Here is an 18,279-nt window from a genome sequence, read left to right as displayed (position 1 = left end):
CCGGTAGCTACGTTCGGAATCGATAACCGCTGAAAGCATCTAAGCGGGAAGCGAGTCCTAAGATGAGTCATCCCTAGAGATTTAATCTCTCTAAAGAGCCGTTCTAGACTAGGACGTTGATAGGCAAGGTGTGTAAGCGTTGTGAGGCGTTGAGCTAACTTGTACTAATGACTCGTGAGGCTTAACCATACAACCCAGATGGGTTTGTGGTGATTAGTGATGATTACTTTACAAGCACAAAAGAATACGACTTGATTTAAGTTAGAACGATTATAGAACTAATTAGCTTTTCAAATTTTACCCAATTAGTCTGGAAACCATAGCATTGTGGCCCCACCTGATCCCATCTCGAACTCAGAAGTGAAACGCAATAGCGCCGATGGTAGTGTGGGGTCTCCCCATGTGAGAGTAGGTCATTTCCAGGCGCCTAATTTCTCGTAAAGAGAGTCGAATAAGCCCATTGCTAACGCAATGGGCTTTTTTCGTTTTTAGCCTGGACTCTTTGCTACAAGAAGTGACCACTCGAACATGGAGAAGTGAAGAGTCCGAACGTAGTGAGGCTCAATACCCATGTGGAGGCCAGAATTGTTCCCAACAATTCAATGCACTCCCTACATCCATGTAGGGAGTAGGGCGAATATCGCGCTAGCGATGTGTTTATGACAGATGCCTTGGTTGTAAGCAACTAAGTGCTTTCTATGTAACGTGATTCACTGTTGGACTTGTTGATAAGCAACATCTTTGCGTTACTGGCCTTTAATACATCTCTCTTACTTAGTGAGGTATTAACTAGATAATAAAATGCCTACTTATCTAAGTAGGCGTTTTAGTGAGAGCTACTAATGTAAATCAGTCCATTGATAGCTCTTTGAGCTTGCGGGTGAGGGTGTTTCTTCCCCAGCCGAGACGTTTGGCTGCTTCCTGTTTGTGGCCGTTAGTGTGCTCAAGTGCTGTCTCTAATAGTATCCGTTCAAAGGCTGGTTGGACCTCGGTCAAGAGATCGCTCTCTCCCTCTTTGAGTCGTAGATCTATCCAGCTCCTTAATGAGTGTTGCCAATCACCTGGTTCACCTGAAGTTTGGAGCTTTATCTGTTCCTGTTCTTTTAACAGTTCAGGTGGTAGATCTTGAGGCAAGATCTCTTGGCCTGAAGCCATGACCATAAGCCAGCGGCACGTATTCTCAAGCTGTCTCACATTCCCTGGCCAAGGTAGTTGAGATAGCTTTTCTGCAGTCTCTGGTGCAAGTACCTTGGTCTCAACAGCAATCTCTTTAGCTGCGGTTGCTAGAAAGTGCCTGGCTAGCTGAGGTATATCTTCTCTGCGCTGTGATAATGCTGGTAGGTGAACCCTAATCACATTCAGTCTATGAAATAGGTCATCTCGAAAATCGCCTTTTTGTACTAAAAGTTCTAAATCCTGATGGGTTGCAGCAATAATCCTCACATCAACTTGCACTGGAGAGTGGCCACCGACACGATAAAATTGACCATCTGCAAGTACTCTTAGTAACCTCGTTTGTACATCCAAAGGCATATCACCAATTTCGTCGAGAAAGAGTGTGCCACCATTAGCCTGTTCAAAGCGACCTTGGCGGATCCCTGATGCACCGGTAAAAGCCCCTTTTTCATGACCAAACAACTCAGACTCTATGAGATCCTTTGGAATTGCGGCCATATTGATTGCAATGAATGGGCTATCTTTTCGAGGACTATGTTTATGTAGTGCGCCAGCAACTAACTCTTTACCCGTTCCTGATTGTCCATTGATCAATACGCTGATAGATGATCGAGACAGGCGACCAATTGCTCTGAACACTTCCTGCATGGCAGGAGCTTCACCTATAATTTCAGGAGCTTTGACTTGAACTTCTTCTGTTTCAACTACTTGCTCATTACAGTGAGTAAGGGCTCGCTCTACTAAGGCTATAGCTTCATCAATATCAAAGGGCTTAGGCAAATACTCAAAGGCGCCGGCCTGATAAGCACTGACCGCACTATCTAAATCTGAGTGGGCGGTCATTATGATCACTGGGATGTTTGGGTAGTGTGCTTGCAGCCTTTCCAATAAAGTGAGACCGTCGGTCCCCGGCATACGGATATCAGAGATGATAACCTTTGGCTGTGATTGCTCTAACGCTTGCCAAAGTGATTCTGCAGCTGCAAAACTTGTTGACGTTATCTTTGCGCCTTTTAGTGCTCTCTCCACTACCCAGCGGATTGAGCTATCATCGTCGAGTACCCAAACTTGCTCTGTCATACCGCTCTCCCCAGTGTTTCTTATTGTGATTTTAGGTCATTTAAACTTTCTATTTTGTGTCTATCGGCAGCAATATCGTAAACTCTGTTAAACCAGGTTTTGAGTCACAATCAATTCTCCCTCCGTGTAATCTGGCAAAGTTATGCGCGATAGAAAGGCCTAAACCAGATCCCTGATCTCTGCCTGTTACCATGGGGTAAAATAAGGTATCCATTAGCTCTGCTTTGATTCCCGGTCCGTTATCAATTATTGACAGTGCGATAACCAGCTTATGTCTCTGGGTTCCAATCGTTACCTGATGCTGCGTTCTGGTCTTTATCACTACGGCACCTTTAAACTCAGGATCCTCATGTTCCAGGGCTTGAATCGCATTTTGGACAATGTTGAGCACAGCTTGCTGAAGCTGCTCTGGATCCATATCTATATCGGGAATAGAGGGATCATAATCCTGTTTAAGTTGAATGTTCTCGGGCAAGGTCATCGTCACTAGCTTAAGGACTTTTTGTATTACTTCATGAATATTATGTTGGGTATGTTCTGTCGGTTTTTGCGGACCCAGTAAGCGATCGACTAAGTTTCTTAGCCTGTCAGCTTGCTCAATAATCATGTCTGTGAACTCATTTAGCTCTGGGTCTTGCAGCTCTTTTGATAATAGTTGCGCAGCACCTCTCAATCCGCCTAAAGGATTTTTGATCTCATGGGCTAAGTTTCTAACGAGATATTGAGCGGCTTGCTGTTGAGCATCTAGAGTCAGTTGTTGATGAATTCGCCGTTGCTGATCAACTTGCCTGAGTTCAAGCAGGCCTAATCCTTGATCTTGCTCTAGCGGAGTTAACGTTATATCGACTGTATGATGCTGATTATCTAAGGTGACAAGGGGGGCTGTATTGACTGTAATACCTTGGTTATCTCTTAAGGCATTGCTGAGTAACTCAGTGCTAACCCCGAGAAGCTGAAAATTGTCGGCTAATGAGTGCTCAGTTAATCGGTGACTACCGATACCTAGCAGTTGTTCAGCAGCTGCATTTGCATAACACAGCCTTAAATCGACATCGATTACTATGACTGCGGTAACAAGGTTATTAATCAGGTGTTTCAGGTCCATTAGCACTCCCAGCAAATACATGCACCACTATGGTGCACCAAACTGGTGCACTGTGCAACTTTCTCCACTGAAGATTAGAACCTATGAATAATCTAACTAATTAATAGTAAACAGTTTAATCTCATCCGCCCTGAAATGGTGTTGGGGTCGATTGACGATTTACTATCGCTCTGTGAAGGAATATCTTTCTTGGTGAGGTAGATGCAAGTTGTTTGCCGTTCTGTGCAACAGCTTTGATAACAAAGCTATGTTCGCCTCTATCAACATTCTCTAAGTTAAATATGGGAGTGTTTTGCGGTGCACCAACGACAACACCATCCATCAGAAGAACTAGCACATGCTTTGCGGCTAAGTCCGGAGAGATCGTTGCCATAATAGTGATGTTGCCTTCGTTATCCCTAATGGTTTCTTCTTCTGAGGGGGAGTTAATTTTAATTTGGTATGACACTTTGGGTTCATCTTCAGTGACTTCAGATGATATAGCTGCAGGGGTTTGTATTTTTATCTGGTTCTGGGTGTTGCTCTTAAATTCAACTGCCTGAGAGTTTTCAATTGGCTTATCGGAATAGTGGACCTTGCCATCCTTATCAACCCATTTATACACGGCTGCCTGAGCAAGCGTGGTGAGTAAAAGTAATGCCATTATCACTGCAGTACGCATAAGTTGTCCTTTGTTGCGCGGTTGTGAATATTACTAGACTAGCCGTTTTTGGATTAAAAATCATGGTAAAAGCTAACTAGTTTATTTACTTAAATTGCTGATCAGGGATATCGATATTCCTGAAAATCACAACTGAAACTAATGAATGTAAAATAGATCCAACGATTATCAGATTTATGTACTCGCGGTTCAATCGAGTTATACCCTTGATCTATAAGTCATTCCCTTAGGTTATAGTATTTTCGTTGCTTAAAATTTACACAGTAATAACCACTGAGGTTAAAGTCGTCTAAATGTACTAACTAAGTGAATGATTCCTTGTACTAAATTGCTTTTTATCGACTATTTATTCTAATTGTACTTAAATATTTACGCATTTTTTTTTGATAATTATTTTGCTGGTAACATCCGTAAGTCACTGATAATTAGTTTGACTAGTTAATAAACTCGCGCTTAATTAAATGCGAGTAAAGTGAATAACTAGTTATTTTCATTACTTGTTCTACATGTAAATACACGGCTCCTGTTGACGTGTTTAGTCGTCGCGTTTTCACAGCGAGCTTCACACAATGTGAAGGTACACAATGAAAACAATAAATAAACAAAAACTCCCTTTGGCAGCAGCTTTTACCCTGAGTCTTGTTGCCGCAGCCGTTAATGCTCAAACCCAAAACTTGGTGCAACCTACTGTTATTGAGAAACAAGCACAACGCTTTATAGTGCAGATGACCGATCGCAGTATTATTAGCTTACAGCAGGGCAAGTCTTCGCCGGCTGCTGTTACCCAAGCTAAAGTCGATCTGATGCAACAAACTGCAGCTGATGTTAGTGCTGAAGTGGTTCTGTCGCTGCCACAAATCAATGCAATGGCAGTTATGCTTGATAGTGAACAATATCAAGCCTTGTCCACAGATCCGAATGTTGCACTGGTTGAAGTCGACCCCAAACGTTATCTGATGGCCGAATCATCGCCTTATGGTATTGGCATGGTACAGGCTAATTTAGTTTCGGACAGTCAAACAGCTAATCGAAAGGTGTGTATTACAGACACTGGTTATACTCGAGGCCATAGTGATTTACCCAGTGACGGCGTGACTGGAGACGATGGATATGGCAGTAATGATACTGGTAACTGGTACAGTGATGGTAACGGTCATGGTACGCATGTTGCGGGTACTATTGCAGCCATTGGTGGCAATAATCAAGGTGTGGTAGGTGTTAACCCGTCTGGATTAGTCGGTTTGCATATTGTTAAGGTGTTTGATGACAGTGGTAGCTGGGCTTATGGCTCTGACATGGTTGCTGCCGTTAACCAATGTGTGGCAGCTGGTGCTGATGTGATCAGCATGAGCTTAGGTGGCGGTGCTTCATCATCTGCAGAGCGACAAGCGTTTGCCAATGCTACCAGCCAAGGTGTGTTGAGCATTGCTGCAGCGGGAAATGATGGTAACAGCACTATGTCATATCCGGCATCATATGATGAAGTAATGTCTGTGGCTGCGGTTGATAGTTCAGGGACTAAAGCGTCATTTTCTCAATATAATTCACAGGTAGAAATTGCCGCGCCAGGGGTTGATGTTAATTCAACCTGGAATAATGGTGGCTATAAGTCTATTAGTGGTACTTCAATGGCTACGCCTCATGTTGCAGGGGTTGCAGCACTGGTTTGGAGTCATTTCCCAAGCTGTACACCTACTGAAATTCGTAACGCATTAAATGCTACTGCTGAAGATCGTGGCAGTGCGGGTCGGGATACTTCCTACGGCTATGGTATTGTAAAAGCCAAAGCTGCTTATGATTACTTGCAGACTAGCAGTTGTGGTGATGGCGGCGGGGGGGATCAGCCACCAGTTGCCAACTTTAATGTAGCAGTTAATGGCAGTACGGTGAGCTTTAGTGATGCCTCTAGCGATGATAATGGCATAAGCGGTTACTATTGGGACTTTGGCGATCAAACCACCTCAACTCAAGCAAGCCCTGTGCACACTTATAGCAGTAATGGTGATTTTAGCGTAACACTGACCGTAACTGACACGGCTAATCAAACGAGCAGTAAATCAGCCCTAGTGTCGATTGGCAGCGATGGCGGTAAAGGTTGCGATGGTTTGAACGCTTGGAATGCGAGCACTTCGTATGCCATCGGGGATCTCGTTTCATATAGCAGCAGCAAATATGAAGCAACGTGGTGGTCAACGGGGGCGCAGCCTGATGTTTACTCCAATGTGTGGGCTAATCGTGGCGAGTGTAGTGGTGGCGGTAATCCCAATCAGCCTCCAGTGGCCAGCTTTAATGCCTCAATATCTGGTTTGACCGTAAGCTTTACTAGTCAGTCTACAGATGACAACGCTGTTGTGACTCATGCTTGGCAGTTTGGTGATGCTAGTGTTTCTAGCCAAACTAGCCCTGTGCATACTTTTGGTGCAAGCGGTGCTTACCAAGTGAGCTTAACGGTTGAAGACGAGCAAGGTTTAAGTCATACCCAAGTTCAAACAGTTACAGTCACTGACGAAGTACAGGGTTGTAATGGTTTAGCTAATTGGTCAGCTTCAACTGTGTATAATGCTGGCGATCAGGTGGCATATAACAATGTTAAATATACCGCTAACTGGTGGACTGAAAACCAAAACCCAGCCGATAACTCTGGTCAATGGGCTGTCTGGACGAGTAACGGTAGCTGTAACTAAGTCGGAATGACTAAGTTGATTTTACAGTAAAATCTTCGCTGCTTTGCGTTGAAGCAAGCCCAAGCTAACGTCGCTAGCTTGGGCTTTTTCGTCGCTGATAGGCAACGATTTAAGGTTAACGTTTACAGATTCTAGGTGTCAGCTTCTGTCGAGGTAAGGTAACGTTTGCGGCTCAAGCGCTCTATGATTTGAGTGGCATTGAGGTCGTGAATAACATTTATTAAGGTAGCAGGAGCATCTGTTACAGCACCGATAATGATTAAGATAGGGATCACCTCTATGGGCAAACCTAAGGTGGTAACGATAAAAATCTCCCCTAGAAAAGCGCCGCCAGGTACACCGCCAATGACAAAAGCTGACAAGACAGAGATTAGTATCGTGATAGCAAAGACATCAGGAGTAAATTCTAAACCAAGGAGAGAGTAGATAAAGACAATCTTCAGTGCTGTGGTCATGGATGCACCGCCTTTATTTAAATTCACTAATAAAGGTAAGCAGATATCAGCAATATCTTCTCTAAGCCCCATCTTATTTGCAGCGCGTATATTAACCGGAAGTGTGGCTAGCGATGAGCTGGTACCTAGTGCTGTGACTGAGGGCGCTATAGCATGTTTCCAAAACTGCTTAACGCCGCTGGTTCCACCTCCTAGCCAAGCATAAAAGCTACTTCCTAAAGTGAAGTAGCTAACGGCGGCGATAAAGAATAGGGCGATGGCACGGGCAAAGGTTTGCAGGAGTTGTGGATCTTGACTGGCCATCGTTGAGGCAAAGAATGCGCCTAAACCTATGGGGGCTGCAAGCATGACAATAGATACTACTTTTAGAGTGACGGTGTTGAGGCTATCGAGCATAGCTGAAACCTTTTCACCATCTTTGCCTGATTGACCTATGGCAATACCTGAGATCACTGACATGATGATCAGTGCCAGAATATTAGATTTAGACAGTAAACCAATAAAATCATTAGTGGTTAATAAGCTCACAAAGTCCATATTACCTGAGCCGAGTTCAACGCTTTGCTTGAGATCTAATACAACGCCTTGTGCAGGGTCGAATATCGTGGCTAAGCCAATGATGCCAACAGCAGGAACGATTGCCATAGCAATAGAGACCAGCAAGATTGAGACAAGAATGGCACCTAACTTTTTTAGGTCTGTCATACGAGCGATAGAGGAGGTCACACTGATCGCGACTAATGGCACGATGATCATAAACAGCAGGTTAAGGAATATCTGTCCTATGGGTTTCAGCTTCAACGCAATGTCTGGAATTATAATACCAGTCACACCACCAAGAGAAAGTGCGGCAAGTAAGATGATTGAAGAGCGGTAAGGCTGAAGTTTGTTCCACATATGAAAATCCATTTAACGAGTTTAAAAAGCCGAGTGAATAAAGGGGACTGGCTTCAAACTAACTTAAGCAGAAGTTGGGAGTCAAATTTATGCTAATTGCATCAATACTGTAATCAATTCAGAGTGCCTCTGGCTTATATTTTAAGAGGGATTGATCAGGAAGCGCGCCTTAAAGACAGGCATAAAAAACCCTAGCAATGGCTAGGGTTTTCAACTTCGCTATCGACTTAGTGCGATGGCGTTCTCACATAGGGATTACAAGCTGTAGTAAAGCTCGAATTCAACTGGGTGAGTTGTTTGGTTAACGCGCTCAACATCTTCAGACTTAAGCTTAATATATGAATCGATGAAATCGTTGCTGAATACTTCGCCACGAGTCAAGAATTCACGGTCAGCATCAAGACACTCAAGTGCGTTTTCAAGCGAAGTTGCAACTGTTGGAATTTCAGCAGCTTCTTCAGGTGGAAGATCATATAGATCTTTATCCATTGCTTCACCTGGGTGGATCTTGTTCTGGATACCGTCAAGGCCAGCCATAAGCATTGCAGAGAATGCTAGGTATGGGTTAGCCATTGGGTCACCAAAACGTAACTCAATACGACGTGCTTTAGCACTTGGTACCATTGGAATACGGATTGAAGCTGAGCGGTTAGCTGCAGAGTAAGCCAACATTACAGGCGCTTCGAAATGCGGGATAAGACGCTTGTATGAGTTAGTTGATGGGTTAGCAAAAGCGTTGATTGCACGCGCGTGCTTAATAATACCACCAATGTAGAATAGTGCTGTTTCACTCAATCCACCGTACTTATCACCGGCAAATAGGTTTACGCCGTCTTTAGCAAGAGACTGGTGAACGTGCATACCACTACCGTTATCACCAACAATTGGCTTAGGCATAAAGGTTGCTGTTTTACCGTAAGCGTGAGCAACGTTATGGATAACATATTTAAGAACCTGAACTTCATCGGCCTTAAGTGTCAGTGTATTAAAGCGAGTTGCGATCTCGTTTTGACCAGCTGTTGCAACTTCATGGTGATGCGCTTCTACAACTTGGCCCATCTCTTCAAGTACTAGACACATAGCGCTGCGAAGATCTTGTGATGAATCAACAGGTGCTACTGGGAAGTAACCACCTTTAACGCCAGGACGGTGACCTGTGTTGCCTTCATCATAGTGTGTACCTGAATTCCATGAAGCTTCTTCGGCATCTACCTTGTAGAAGCAACCTGACATGTCAGCGCCGTACTTAACATCATCAAAAAGGAAGAACTCTGGCTCTGGACCAATTAACACGGTATCTGCGATACCTGTAGAGCGTAAATACTCTTCAGCTTTCTTAGCAATAGAGCGTGGGTCACGGTTGTAACCAGTCATAGTGCCAGGGTTTAAGATATCGCAACGAATGTTAGCAGTGGTTTCAGCTGTAAATGGATCAAGAACAAAGCTTGCTGCATCTGGCATCAATACCATGTCTGATTCGTTAATGCCTTTCCAACCTGAGATTGAAGAACCATCGAACATCTTACCGTCTTCAAAAAAGTCGGCATCAACTTGATGAGATGGAATTGATACGTGTTGTTCTTTACCACGAGTATCGGTAAAGCGTAGATCAACAAACTTAACTTCTAATTCTTCGAGTTGTTGTAAAACTGATTCAGCTGACATTCTAAGTCTCCGAGTAGGGTAAAGGGTAAGCCCTTATTTATTTTAAACTTCATTAGCGCTTTTATGCGATTCTAACTTCAATAAGCTAGACTCGTGCCAAAAACGTAACTTTATGATTTTTAAGGGAACCGAAAAGGAGTGAAGCCAAGGTTTATGATATTTTGCACTGAAATGGTGCATGCTTTGGGCGATCTTGGTGCGCTCACCATGATGGTGCGAAGGCATACAAAGCAAACTATTCATAGCTGACTAAAAAATAATCCTGTGCGAGAGCCCTCAGCTAGAGTAGAATGTCACGTTTTTTATTGCAACAGCTATTATTAAGGCTGTTACAAATACCCCCCCAATATATAAACGGTAGAGGTTTATCTGTGTTAGAGAATTTACGTAACATCGCCATTATTGCACACGTTGACCATGGTAAGACTACCTTGGTTGATAAGATGCTGGCGCAGTCTGGAACCCTTGAGACTCGAGGAGAGGCCACTGAGCGGGTGATGGATTCAAACGATCTTGAAAAGGAACGTGGAATCACGATTCTTGCAAAGAACACAGCCATCAAGTGGAATGACTACCGAATTAACATCGTAGACACCCCTGGTCACGCCGATTTCGGTGGTGAAGTTGAGCGTGTTCTTTCTATGGTTGATTCAGTATTACTACTTGTTGATGCCGTTGACGGTCCAATGCCGCAAACTCGCTTCGTAACTAAGAAAGCATTTGCTCAAGGCCTTAAGCCAATTGTTGTAATCAACAAGATTGACCGTCCAGGTGCTCGCCCTGACTGGGTTATCGACCAAGTATTCGATCTATTCGACAACTTAGGTGCTACAGATGAGCAGCTAGATTTCCCAATTGTTTACGCTTCAGCGCTTAACGGCTTTGCCGGTCTAGACCCAGAAGTTAGCGAAGGTGATATGACACCTTTGTTCGAAACAATTGTTGAAAAAGTTTCTTCGCCAGATGCTGATGCTGAAGGTGACTTCCAGATGCAGATCTCTCAAATCGATTACAACTCATATGTAGGTGTTATCGGTATTGGTCGTATCAAGCGTGGTAGCGTTAAGACTAACCAGCAGGTAACCGTTCTAGGTGCTGATGGTAAGACTCGTAACGGTAAGATGGGCCAGGTATTAGGTTACATGGGTCTAGATCGTCACGAAGTTACTGAAGCAAATGCTGGTGACATCGTTGCTATTACTGGTCTTGGTCAACTTCAAATTTCAGATACCATTTGTGCACCTACTTCAGTAGAAGCACTTCCTGCACTGTCTGTAGATGAGCCAACACTAACAATGACCTTCCAGGTCAACACTTCTCCATTCGCTGGTAAAGAAGGTAAGTACGTAACTTCACGTAACATCCTTGAGCGTCTAGAGCAGGAGCTAGTACATAACGTAGCACTTCGTGTTGAAGAGACTGAAAGCCCAGATCGTTTCCGCGTATCGGGTCGTGGTGAACTTCACCTATCTATTCTTATCGAAAACATGCGTCGTGAAGGTTACGAGTTAGCCGTATCACGCCCAGAAGTTATCGAGAAAGAGATCGATGGCGTAATGAGCGAGCCTTACGAAACATTGACTGTTGATGTTGAAGAAGAGCATCAGGGTACAGTTATCGAGAAGTTAGGTACCCGTAAGGGTGACATGCGTGACATGCAGCTAGATGGTAAGGGTCGTGTACGTATCGACTTCGTTATTCCTAGCCGTGGCTTAATCGGTTTTCAAACTGAGTTTATGACAGCAACGTCTGGTACTGGTCTTATCTACCATTCATTCGACCATTACGGTCCAGTGAAGGGCGGTGATATCGGTCAACGTGCTCGTGGTGTATTGATCTCTAACGGTACTGGTAAAGCACTAACATTCGCACTATTTAACCTTCAGGAGCGTGGTCGTCTATTTATCACTCACGCTGCAGAAGTTTATGAAGGTCAGGTAGTTGGTCTTCACGCTCGTGCAAACGATCTAACCGTTAACTGTTTGAAAGGTAAGCAGCTAACTAACATGCGTGCATCAGGTACTGATGAAGCACAGGTACTAACTCCGCATATCGAAATGACACTAGAGCAAGCGCTTGAGTTCATCGATGATGATGAGCTAGTAGAAGTAACGCCAGAGAACATTCGTGTTCGTAAGCGTTTCTTGACTGAGAATGAGCGTAAGCGTAATAACCGTACAGCTAAAGACGCAAAATAATTTGTCGCAGCCGTTAAGCTGCGAAGGTTAATTTTGTCTAGCTGACAGTTGTTGAAGCCCTGAACATGAAAATGTTCAGGGCTTTTTTGTACATGGATGTACTTATCCCCGATCGCAGGGATAGCGATGGAGGGGATTTGTACATGGCCATAAATGCTCCATGCATTTATTGGCATTCCCATCATCTGCCCCATAGGGATATGGGAAATGTCTTGTAAGCGTCTGGAACGCTTTAGACCATGGCGGTCAGATACACTTATTCCCGATCGCAGGGATAGCGATGAAGGGGATTTGTATCTTAAGACGGGTAGATGGTCAGTATTTGCTAATGTCGAGTATTACCAATGACTCATTGGAATCAATCACCTGCCGTGGGCTTATGTGCAAACACTTCTGTGACGCGCTGTGAACTCATCCAACGCTAAATAAACCAACAAATAAATGTAACCAGCCTTCATTCGAAGGCCAATTATTTTCAAATATTGCTATTAATGCCCTATCGAATTTAAATGCTGGATCAGATACATACGGATATCAGTCGGCGTATTACTGACCCAGAATCCACTGACGTAAGCACCGAGTGGGATAAGGAACATAATAAGCAACAACATAACAGTCAGCCCCCTAGCAGATAGCTTAATCCCATTTCGGGTGCTGAAGTGTAATGCCTCCTTTTTTGGGCAGGCTGATACACAACGCATGCATGCTTGGCATTCATCCGAACGAATATTTTTCTGGGTATGCACTGAAATGTTCGCTGGGCAGGCGCGGGTACATTTGTCGCAATTCATTCCTTTAGATTCGATTAAACAATGTTGCGTGCTTCTACGTATCTTAAACGGGCTCATAAAGCTCAATAAACCAAGTAGGGCACCATAAGGGCAGATATAGCGGCAAAACCCCTGACGACGCCAAGCAGCGAGCCCTAGGATGAAAGCAAAGCAGGCCAAAGTGATCAGTCCTGGGGTGATGAAAAAGAGTGCCATCTTAAGATCGGCTATCTTGTGGTAGTTACCATTAAGATAGTGAGGTATTGACTGTGCTGGCATGCTTATGATGATGTAAAGCAAAGCAGCTAACAGCAGGTATTTGAGCATTCTAAGGGGCCAGTCTAGCCAAGCTGGTGGCAGTAGGTCATCTTTGATGATGCGCTTTCTAAGTTTATACAGGTACTCTCCTGCGATCCCTAATGGGCAAGCCCAGCCGCAAAAAGCGCGCTTACAGAGCAAGCCTGTTAAGAGTACTACTGATAGCATCACTGCCGCAGCTGGATGAGTTTGATCCCAGAGGCCTAAGGTGAGTATGGCTTTTATCTCTATACCACCGGCAATAGGCAAGAAAGCGTCGCCGACATCGGGCCTCATAAGCCAAGGGGTGATTCCAGCTTTCAGCATGGCAGTGTTTATTGAAAATTGTACGGCAACAAGCAGCATAGATAGAGCAAGTATATGTTGAATCATTTCTCTGAGTGCATTGGCTCTCAGCTCGCCTTTAGCTATTTCAGGTTTTGTCTTTGCCAGTAGGAAAAGCCCTGCAGCGGATATGCCTACTGCAATAAATAGTGGCCAGGACAGAGAAGTGATCACTGCTGCCATTACCACCAGCACAGTGGTTAATGCTCCCCATTTTTGGCCGCTGAAAAAAAGTAAGCTCGCACTGTAAGTGAGGGCCAGTATTAAGGTTAACGATTCTATAAAACTCATAAATATTCTGATGTATGTGTCAGCTTGTATCAATCAGAGGTATTCAATCTGTATTAGTTCTTGCTAGAAATATTTTTTGTGTGGCATATCTAGATAATAGATCTTGATACTCGCTAGGCTAGGAGGTGTATCACAAACTCTCGAGCCCATGGCTTGCTTTTTTTTAGCGCTGAGGTAGGGGGATAAGTTTAAACGTTTCAGGTACTAACCTCCTCCATCGCTTTGACCGCAAGGGATTGTGGAAATGTGCAACAGATGAAGGGAACCTCTGGCACCATGCGATCGGGGAGCAGTATATCTGATCGGCATGGTCTAAAGCGTTCCAACGCTTACAAGACATTTCCCATATCCCTATGGGGCAGATGGTGGGAATGCCAATAAATGATGACTAAATGGATTTAGGAGTTATGAGGTCATGGATGGACGAAAATAGAATAATGCAGGAGCTATTATCGAGAGTTGCGCAGGGAGCCGTTACCGAATGGAACACTTATGGTCCTATACAAATACCTGCACTATCCATCCATGGGTGCAGGCATAAATGTTCCTGACATTAAAAAGCCCTGAACATAGGATGCTCAGGGCTTTAACGTTTTAGTTTATCTAGAATATCATACCGACGAGTAGAGCTTACTTGCCTTCGATAGATGCAATAAACTTGTTTGACTCGGCAATAGACTTGTTCATCTCCTTTATTAACCCTGAAATATCAGTCTGTAGGCTGGCAAACTCGCCTTTGATAGCACCAATAGCTTGGGCATTGAGGTTATGTTTAAGGTAGAGCATATTGTCTTTCATCGAAGTTAACACGGGGGCCATTTTGCTCTCCGCACGTTTCATCGTGCGAACCAGTTGCTCATATGAACGCTGTGTCTCGCGCAGTTTACTTTCACTGTTGCGGCGCAAGCTAGCCTTACTGATTTCACCTATCTCAGCTTGCCATTCGTCGAACAGCGCTTCGGCGACATCTTCTACCTTACTAATGCGCTTAGAGACATCATCTGCTGCATCTTGAGATGATTCATATTCATCTTTGGCTTTATTGTAAGCACTCTCTAGATCACCACCATCATGATTGAGCAGTGCTTGCATCTCCTCTAGGGCTGAACTGAACTGTTCTTGAGCTTCCTCTTGGGACTCTTTGGCATCAGTTACACGGTCGACCATGATGTCACGTTTGTGATAGCCCACTTTTTCCATCGCACCGTAATAGGCACTCTGACAGCCTGTTAACAGTAAGCTGGTGGCCACGATGGCGATTGATAAATATCTCTTCATTATCGGATAGTCCTTGTCCATAGTTGGAAACTTAATCGGGTTGAGTCAAAGTGCTAGTCGGCTCTATATCTTGCTGCGTCAATGATGCTCCATAGGTGAGCAATACCACCTATAATGGCAGGTACCACTAACCACCACATGGCATAACCAACAATGGTGATTAGGCAAAATAGTAATGCTGCCATAATTCGCCCTTGAACGAGCTGACCTAAGCCAGGAAAGAAAAAACTTGCGATAGCGGCAATTACGTTGCCTGCAGAGCCTTGCTGTGACATCTATTTATTCCTTACACTTGTAAATCTTAGGTTATAAGCTTTATTGTACGAATATATTGTTATATGACCAACAACTACAACAAGAGAATCAAGAGATAGCTGTGATTAAAAAGATAGATGCAACTCACTTTCGTACATTTATGCTGAGCATTTGGCATTTTATGATACATCTAAAGCAACGACTTGCCCAAGACCAGATTAATATTCGAGCGGGTCACCTTGCCTATGTAACCCTGTTGTCACTGGTGCCAATGATCGCGGTGACTATGTCTATGTTATCGGCTTTTCCTGTGTTCAGTGGTATTCGGGAGCAAATAGAAGGCTTTATTTATAATAACTTTCTTCCATCAGCGGGGGACAGTGTACAGATCTACATCAATGAGTTTGTTGCTAATGCCTCAAAGGGAACCGCTGTTGGTATTGCCGCGCTTATGGTAGTGGCAATCATGTTGATATCGAATATTGATAAATCACTCAATAGCATCTGGCGCACGACAGAGAAGCGCTCTATGGCGGTATCTTTTTCTATGTATTGGATGGTGTTGACACTAGGGCCCGTTTTAATGGGCGCAAGCTTAGTGGCTACTTCCTATGTCGTATCTCTTAAAGTGTTTAATGGTGCGGATCTTTCTGGTGTCGTCCCCTTACTGGTAGAGAAGCTGCCTATGTTTTTCTCGGTCGCCACCTTCTTGTTGATCTATATGGTGGTGCCAAATACTAAGGTTAAGTTTTTCCATGCTCTACTCGGCGCGATCGTTGCAGCCTTGTTGTTTGAGTTCGGTAAAAAGGCGTTTGCTTTTTATCTGACTCAATTTCCCACCTATGAAGCGATATATGGTGCCTTAGCAACAATCCCTATTTTGTTTATGTGGGTGTATCTCTCCTGGATGATCGTGCTGATAGGCGCAGTTATCACGGCTGCAATGCCTGAATATCTAGACAAGAAACAATCAGGCTTACTTGAAAAAGCACCGAACTCAGCACTGGATGGAGATGCGGTAACCACTGATATCAGCTACTCTACTCATAGCTTAGAAGTCGAGCCTGAGCATTCAGAAACTTCGAAACCCCATGCGACGAAGTCATGAATTCATTACCAGCATTTATTCGCCGTGACTGGCTAGATGTTGGAGATGGCCATCAGCTTCACCTTGCACAGTATGGCAATCCACAAGGTATACCTGTGTTATACCTTCATGGGGGGCCTGGTGCAGGTTGTACTGCCGATGATTTAGTTTTGTTCGACAATGATACTTATCATCTGTTGATGCTAGATCAGCGTGGAGCGGGCCGTTCTAGGCCGATAGGTGAGCTAAAAAATAACAATCTGCTCTCTCTGCTCAAAGATCTAGAAAAAGTGCGCCTCTGGCTGAACATTCCTGCCTGGTGTCTCGTGGGCGGCTCCTTTGGAGCAACCTTAGGTATTATCTACAGTGGCTTGTATCCAGAGCGAGTCATGTCGCAAGTTTATTGGGGGCTATTTATTCCTAGTGAAAGTGGCACTAATTGGCTCTATTCCAATAAAGGGGCGGCGAACTTATTTGCAGATGAGTACTTAGCGTTTACCTCTCTTGCGCCATTTAGTGCCAATATCGATAGATTATTTGAGCAATATCGACAGGGGGTAAACCATAGTGACCTAGATACGCGTAGTGAGTTTATCGGTCAATGGTTAGCATGGGAGCTATCACTCGCTCGTCCGGCTGCAGCGCTTAGTGATATTGATATATCAAGTGCGAGTAGTTTGGCGGAGATTGAGCTGCATTTTGCAAGCCATCAATATTTTGGGGCTTACGCTTTAATGCGGCAGCTGACAGCTGAGATTCAGGCTCAAACCTTTATATTGCAGGGCGAGATGGATTGGGTGTGTCCCAGCCAGTTTGTTGAAAATTTTCTAACCGAATTCGGTAGCGATGCGATATCTTATTCAATGATTAAAAGTGGGTATCATGCTCTTGCCAATGATAAGATGGCTGGTGAAGTCGTCTATGCCGTACGGGAAATGGCAAATAATATGAAGGAAGAATAGATAAATGAAAAAATTGATTATCGCTGGTTTAGCATTCTCTTTAAGCGCATGTGCCGCCACAGAAAGTAGTGATACCTCTACAGATACAAACCTAGCTCCTGAGAGTGTGACTCTTGGCGGAATGAGCAATGAAGCAGCGGCTAAAACACTGTTTGAAGCGCTTATCCAAAAAAACTACTTGGCTACTATGGCGGGAACAAACCGCGTTGCCCTGCAATTTGATGATAACCAATTTGTATTACAGCCAAGCATAAACCCTGATGGCATCGACCGTATTATGATGAACCGTTTCTATGCCGTTCATCCAAAGCTAAAGGGGAGTAAAGAGTTACTGATTATGATCGGTACCCTTAATCATAAGCTCAACTTTGCAAAATTTACCCTGCGTGAAAATGGCGCTGTAATTCAGGTTCAAGGCGCTGCTACCTTCGTTAATACTATCGATCTTGAAGAGATCCGCCGCTTTATGCTGTGGACCGACGAAGGGTTACGCCAAGTGGGTAAATCATTACCAAAAGGCTCAGAGCATCTGATTAAGCCAATTCCTGTTATGGAACAGGCGCAAAATTTATAATTAACAAGTTCCTAGGATCTTGATGCTAGGAACTTTTTCATAGGAGATATTTGTAGGTGATAGCCCTTATCCAACGTGTTAAACAGGCTAAAGTGGATGTTGATGGTGAAACCATTGGCGCGATCGACAAAGGCTTATTGGTATTACTTGGTGTCGAGCGTGAAGATGATAGTGCCAAGATGGAAAAGCTAGCCACTAAAGTGATGAGCTATCGAGTCTTCTCCGATGAAAATGGCAAGATGAACTTAAACCTACAACAGGCTGGTGGTTCTCTGCTTGTGGTTTCTCAGTTTACTTTGGCTGCGGATACCGGGCGTGGGTTAAGGCCTAGCTTTTCAGGCGCAGGCACCCCTGAGCAGGCTAAAGCACTCTATGAGGAGTTTATTGACTTTTGTCAGTCTAAGGGCGTAACGACACAAACTGGTGAGTTTGCTGCTGATATGCAGGTGAGTCTCGTCAATGATGGCCCTGTGACTTTTAACCTACAGGTCTAGTGACT

The 18,279-nt window shown here is 44.2% G+C and carries 14 protein-coding genes and 2 rRNA genes; 8 read left to right on the top strand and 8 right to left on the bottom strand.

Going from position 1 to position 18,279, the window contains the following annotated elements:
- Both BM736_RS19620 and rrf read left to right on the top strand, forming a co-directional pair.
- Positions 1-189, top strand: a 23S ribosomal RNA gene (locus BM736_RS19620); the annotation flags it as partial.
- A 120-nt stretch (positions 190-309) separates the two neighbouring features.
- A 5S ribosomal RNA gene (rrf, locus tag BM736_RS19615) occupies positions 310-425 on the top strand.
- A gap of 424 nt (positions 426-849) precedes the next feature.
- Here rrf and glnG read toward each other — a convergent pair.
- The 3 genes from glnG to BM736_RS19600 all read right to left on the bottom strand — a co-directional run bounded on the left by glnG (position 850) and on the right by BM736_RS19600 (position 4,022).
- Positions 850-2,256 carry a nitrogen regulation protein NR(I) gene (gene glnG, locus BM736_RS19610; protein ID WP_076415289.1) on the bottom strand — a complete coding sequence of 469 codons (1,407 nt, stop codon included), beginning with the start codon at positions 2,254-2,256 and terminating at the stop codon, positions 850-852.
- A 49-nt stretch (positions 2,257-2,305) separates the two neighbouring features.
- Positions 2,306-3,361, bottom strand: coding sequence for a nitrogen regulation protein NR(II) (glnL, locus tag BM736_RS19605; RefSeq protein ID WP_076415287.1), 1,056 nt, complete (start codon positions 3,359-3,361; stop codon positions 2,306-2,308).
- Between the two features lie 121 nt (positions 3,362-3,482).
- Positions 3,483-4,022, bottom strand: a complete 540-nt coding sequence (locus BM736_RS19600) for a DUF4124 domain-containing protein (RefSeq protein ID WP_076415285.1) — start codon at positions 4,020-4,022, stop codon at positions 3,483-3,485.
- A gap of 584 nt (positions 4,023-4,606) precedes the next feature.
- Between BM736_RS19600 and BM736_RS19595 the strand changes: the two genes are divergently transcribed.
- Positions 4,607-6,706: a S8 family serine peptidase gene (locus tag BM736_RS19595; protein ID WP_076415283.1), complete on the top strand. Its 2,100-nt coding sequence runs from the start codon at positions 4,607-4,609 to the stop codon at positions 6,704-6,706.
- A 131-nt stretch (positions 6,707-6,837) separates the two neighbouring features.
- Here the strand turns inward: BM736_RS19595 and BM736_RS19590 are convergent, their stop codons facing one another.
- Both BM736_RS19590 and glnA read right to left on the bottom strand, forming a co-directional pair.
- Complete coding sequence (locus BM736_RS19590) at positions 6,838-8,058, bottom strand: dicarboxylate/amino acid:cation symporter (RefSeq protein WP_076415280.1); 1,221 nt, start codon at positions 8,056-8,058, stop codon at positions 6,838-6,840.
- 255 nt (positions 8,059-8,313) lie between these two features.
- Positions 8,314-9,723, bottom strand: a complete 1,410-nt coding sequence (glnA, locus tag BM736_RS19585) for a glutamate--ammonia ligase (RefSeq protein ID WP_076415276.1) — start codon at positions 9,721-9,723, stop codon at positions 8,314-8,316.
- Between the two features lie 371 nt (positions 9,724-10,094).
- Here glnA and typA point away from each other — a divergent pair, with 371 nt between their 5' ends.
- Complete coding sequence (gene typA, locus BM736_RS19580) at positions 10,095-11,921, top strand: translational GTPase TypA (protein ID WP_076415296.1); 1,827 nt, start codon at positions 10,095-10,097, stop codon at positions 11,919-11,921.
- A gap of 488 nt (positions 11,922-12,409) precedes the next feature.
- Here typA and BM736_RS19575 read toward each other — a convergent pair whose 3' ends face one another.
- The 3 genes from BM736_RS19575 to BM736_RS19565 all read right to left on the bottom strand — a co-directional run bounded on the left by BM736_RS19575 (position 12,410) and on the right by BM736_RS19565 (position 15,177).
- Complete coding sequence (locus BM736_RS19575; RefSeq protein WP_076415274.1) at positions 12,410-13,624, bottom strand: 4Fe-4S binding protein; 1,215 nt, start codon at positions 13,622-13,624, stop codon at positions 12,410-12,412.
- Between the two features lie 630 nt (positions 13,625-14,254).
- Positions 14,255-14,902 carry a DUF2959 domain-containing protein gene (locus BM736_RS19570; RefSeq protein ID WP_076415269.1) on the bottom strand — a complete coding sequence of 216 codons (648 nt, stop codon included), beginning with the start codon at positions 14,900-14,902 and terminating at the stop codon, positions 14,255-14,257.
- Between the two features lie 53 nt (positions 14,903-14,955).
- Positions 14,956-15,177, bottom strand: a complete 222-nt coding sequence (locus BM736_RS19565; RefSeq protein WP_076415267.1) for a hypothetical protein — start codon at positions 15,175-15,177, stop codon at positions 14,956-14,958.
- 101 nt (positions 15,178-15,278) lie between these two features.
- Here BM736_RS19565 and BM736_RS19560 point away from each other — a divergent pair, with 101 nt between their 5' ends.
- Genes BM736_RS19560 through dtd form a run of 4 tightly spaced genes read left to right on the top strand, consistent with a single transcriptional unit; the run spans position 15,279 to position 18,274 of the window.
- Positions 15,279-16,265, top strand: a complete 987-nt coding sequence (locus BM736_RS19560) for a virulence factor BrkB family protein (protein WP_076415294.1) — start codon at positions 15,279-15,281, stop codon at positions 16,263-16,265.
- Positions 16,262-17,206, top strand: coding sequence for an alpha/beta fold hydrolase (locus BM736_RS19555; protein ID WP_076415265.1), 945 nt, complete (start codon positions 16,262-16,264; stop codon positions 17,204-17,206). The genes BM736_RS19560 and BM736_RS19555 overlap by 4 nt, the downstream gene beginning before the upstream one ends.
- Before the next feature lie 4 nt (positions 17,207-17,210).
- A complete protein-coding gene (locus BM736_RS19550; protein ID WP_076415263.1) occupies positions 17,211-17,780 on the top strand; it encodes a hypothetical protein in 570 nt (189 codons plus the stop codon).
- A 56-nt stretch (positions 17,781-17,836) separates the two neighbouring features.
- Positions 17,837-18,274, top strand: a complete 438-nt coding sequence (gene dtd / locus BM736_RS19545) for a D-aminoacyl-tRNA deacylase (RefSeq protein ID WP_076415261.1) — start codon at positions 17,837-17,839, stop codon at positions 18,272-18,274.
- Positions 18,275-18,279: the final 5 nt, after the last annotated feature.

The sequence above is a fragment of the Shewanella sp. UCD-KL12 genome, from assembly GCF_001957125.1.
Classification (GTDB): Bacteria; Pseudomonadota; Gammaproteobacteria; order Enterobacterales; family Shewanellaceae; genus Shewanella.
This window is presented reverse-complemented; position numbering and strand designations above follow the sequence as displayed.

Bases quoted from the DNA above. Each gene is read 5' to 3' on its own strand.
- BM736_RS19590 (WP_076415280.1), bottom strand. From the start codon at position 8,058: ATGTGGAACAAACTTCAGCCTTACCGCTCTTCAATCATCTTACTTGCC.
- BM736_RS19575 (WP_076415274.1), bottom strand. From the start codon at position 13,624: ATGAGTTTTATAGAATCGTTAACCTTAATACTGGCCCTCACTTACAGT.
- BM736_RS19595 (WP_076415283.1), top strand. From the start codon at position 4,607: ATGAAAACAATAAATAAACAAAAACTCCCTTTGGCAGCAGCTTTTACC.
- BM736_RS19550 (WP_076415263.1), top strand. From the start codon at position 17,211: ATGAAAAAATTGATTATCGCTGGTTTAGCATTCTCTTTAAGCGCATGT.
- BM736_RS19555 (WP_076415265.1), top strand. From the start codon at position 16,262: ATGAATTCATTACCAGCATTTATTCGCCGTGACTGGCTAGATGTTGGA.
- BM736_RS19570 (WP_076415269.1), bottom strand. From the start codon at position 14,902: ATGAAGAGATATTTATCAATCGCCATCGTGGCCACCAGCTTACTGTTA.
- BM736_RS19565 (WP_076415267.1), bottom strand. From the start codon at position 15,177: ATGTCACAGCAAGGCTCTGCAGGCAACGTAATTGCCGCTATCGCAAGT.
- glnA (WP_076415276.1), bottom strand. From the start codon at position 9,723: ATGTCAGCTGAATCAGTTTTACAACAACTCGAAGAATTAGAAGTTAAG.
- BM736_RS19600 (WP_076415285.1), bottom strand. From the start codon at position 4,022: ATGCGTACTGCAGTGATAATGGCATTACTTTTACTCACCACGCTTGCT.
- glnL (WP_076415287.1), bottom strand. From the start codon at position 3,361: ATGGACCTGAAACACCTGATTAATAACCTTGTTACCGCAGTCATAGTA.
- glnG (WP_076415289.1), bottom strand. From the start codon at position 2,256: ATGACAGAGCAAGTTTGGGTACTCGACGATGATAGCTCAATCCGCTGG.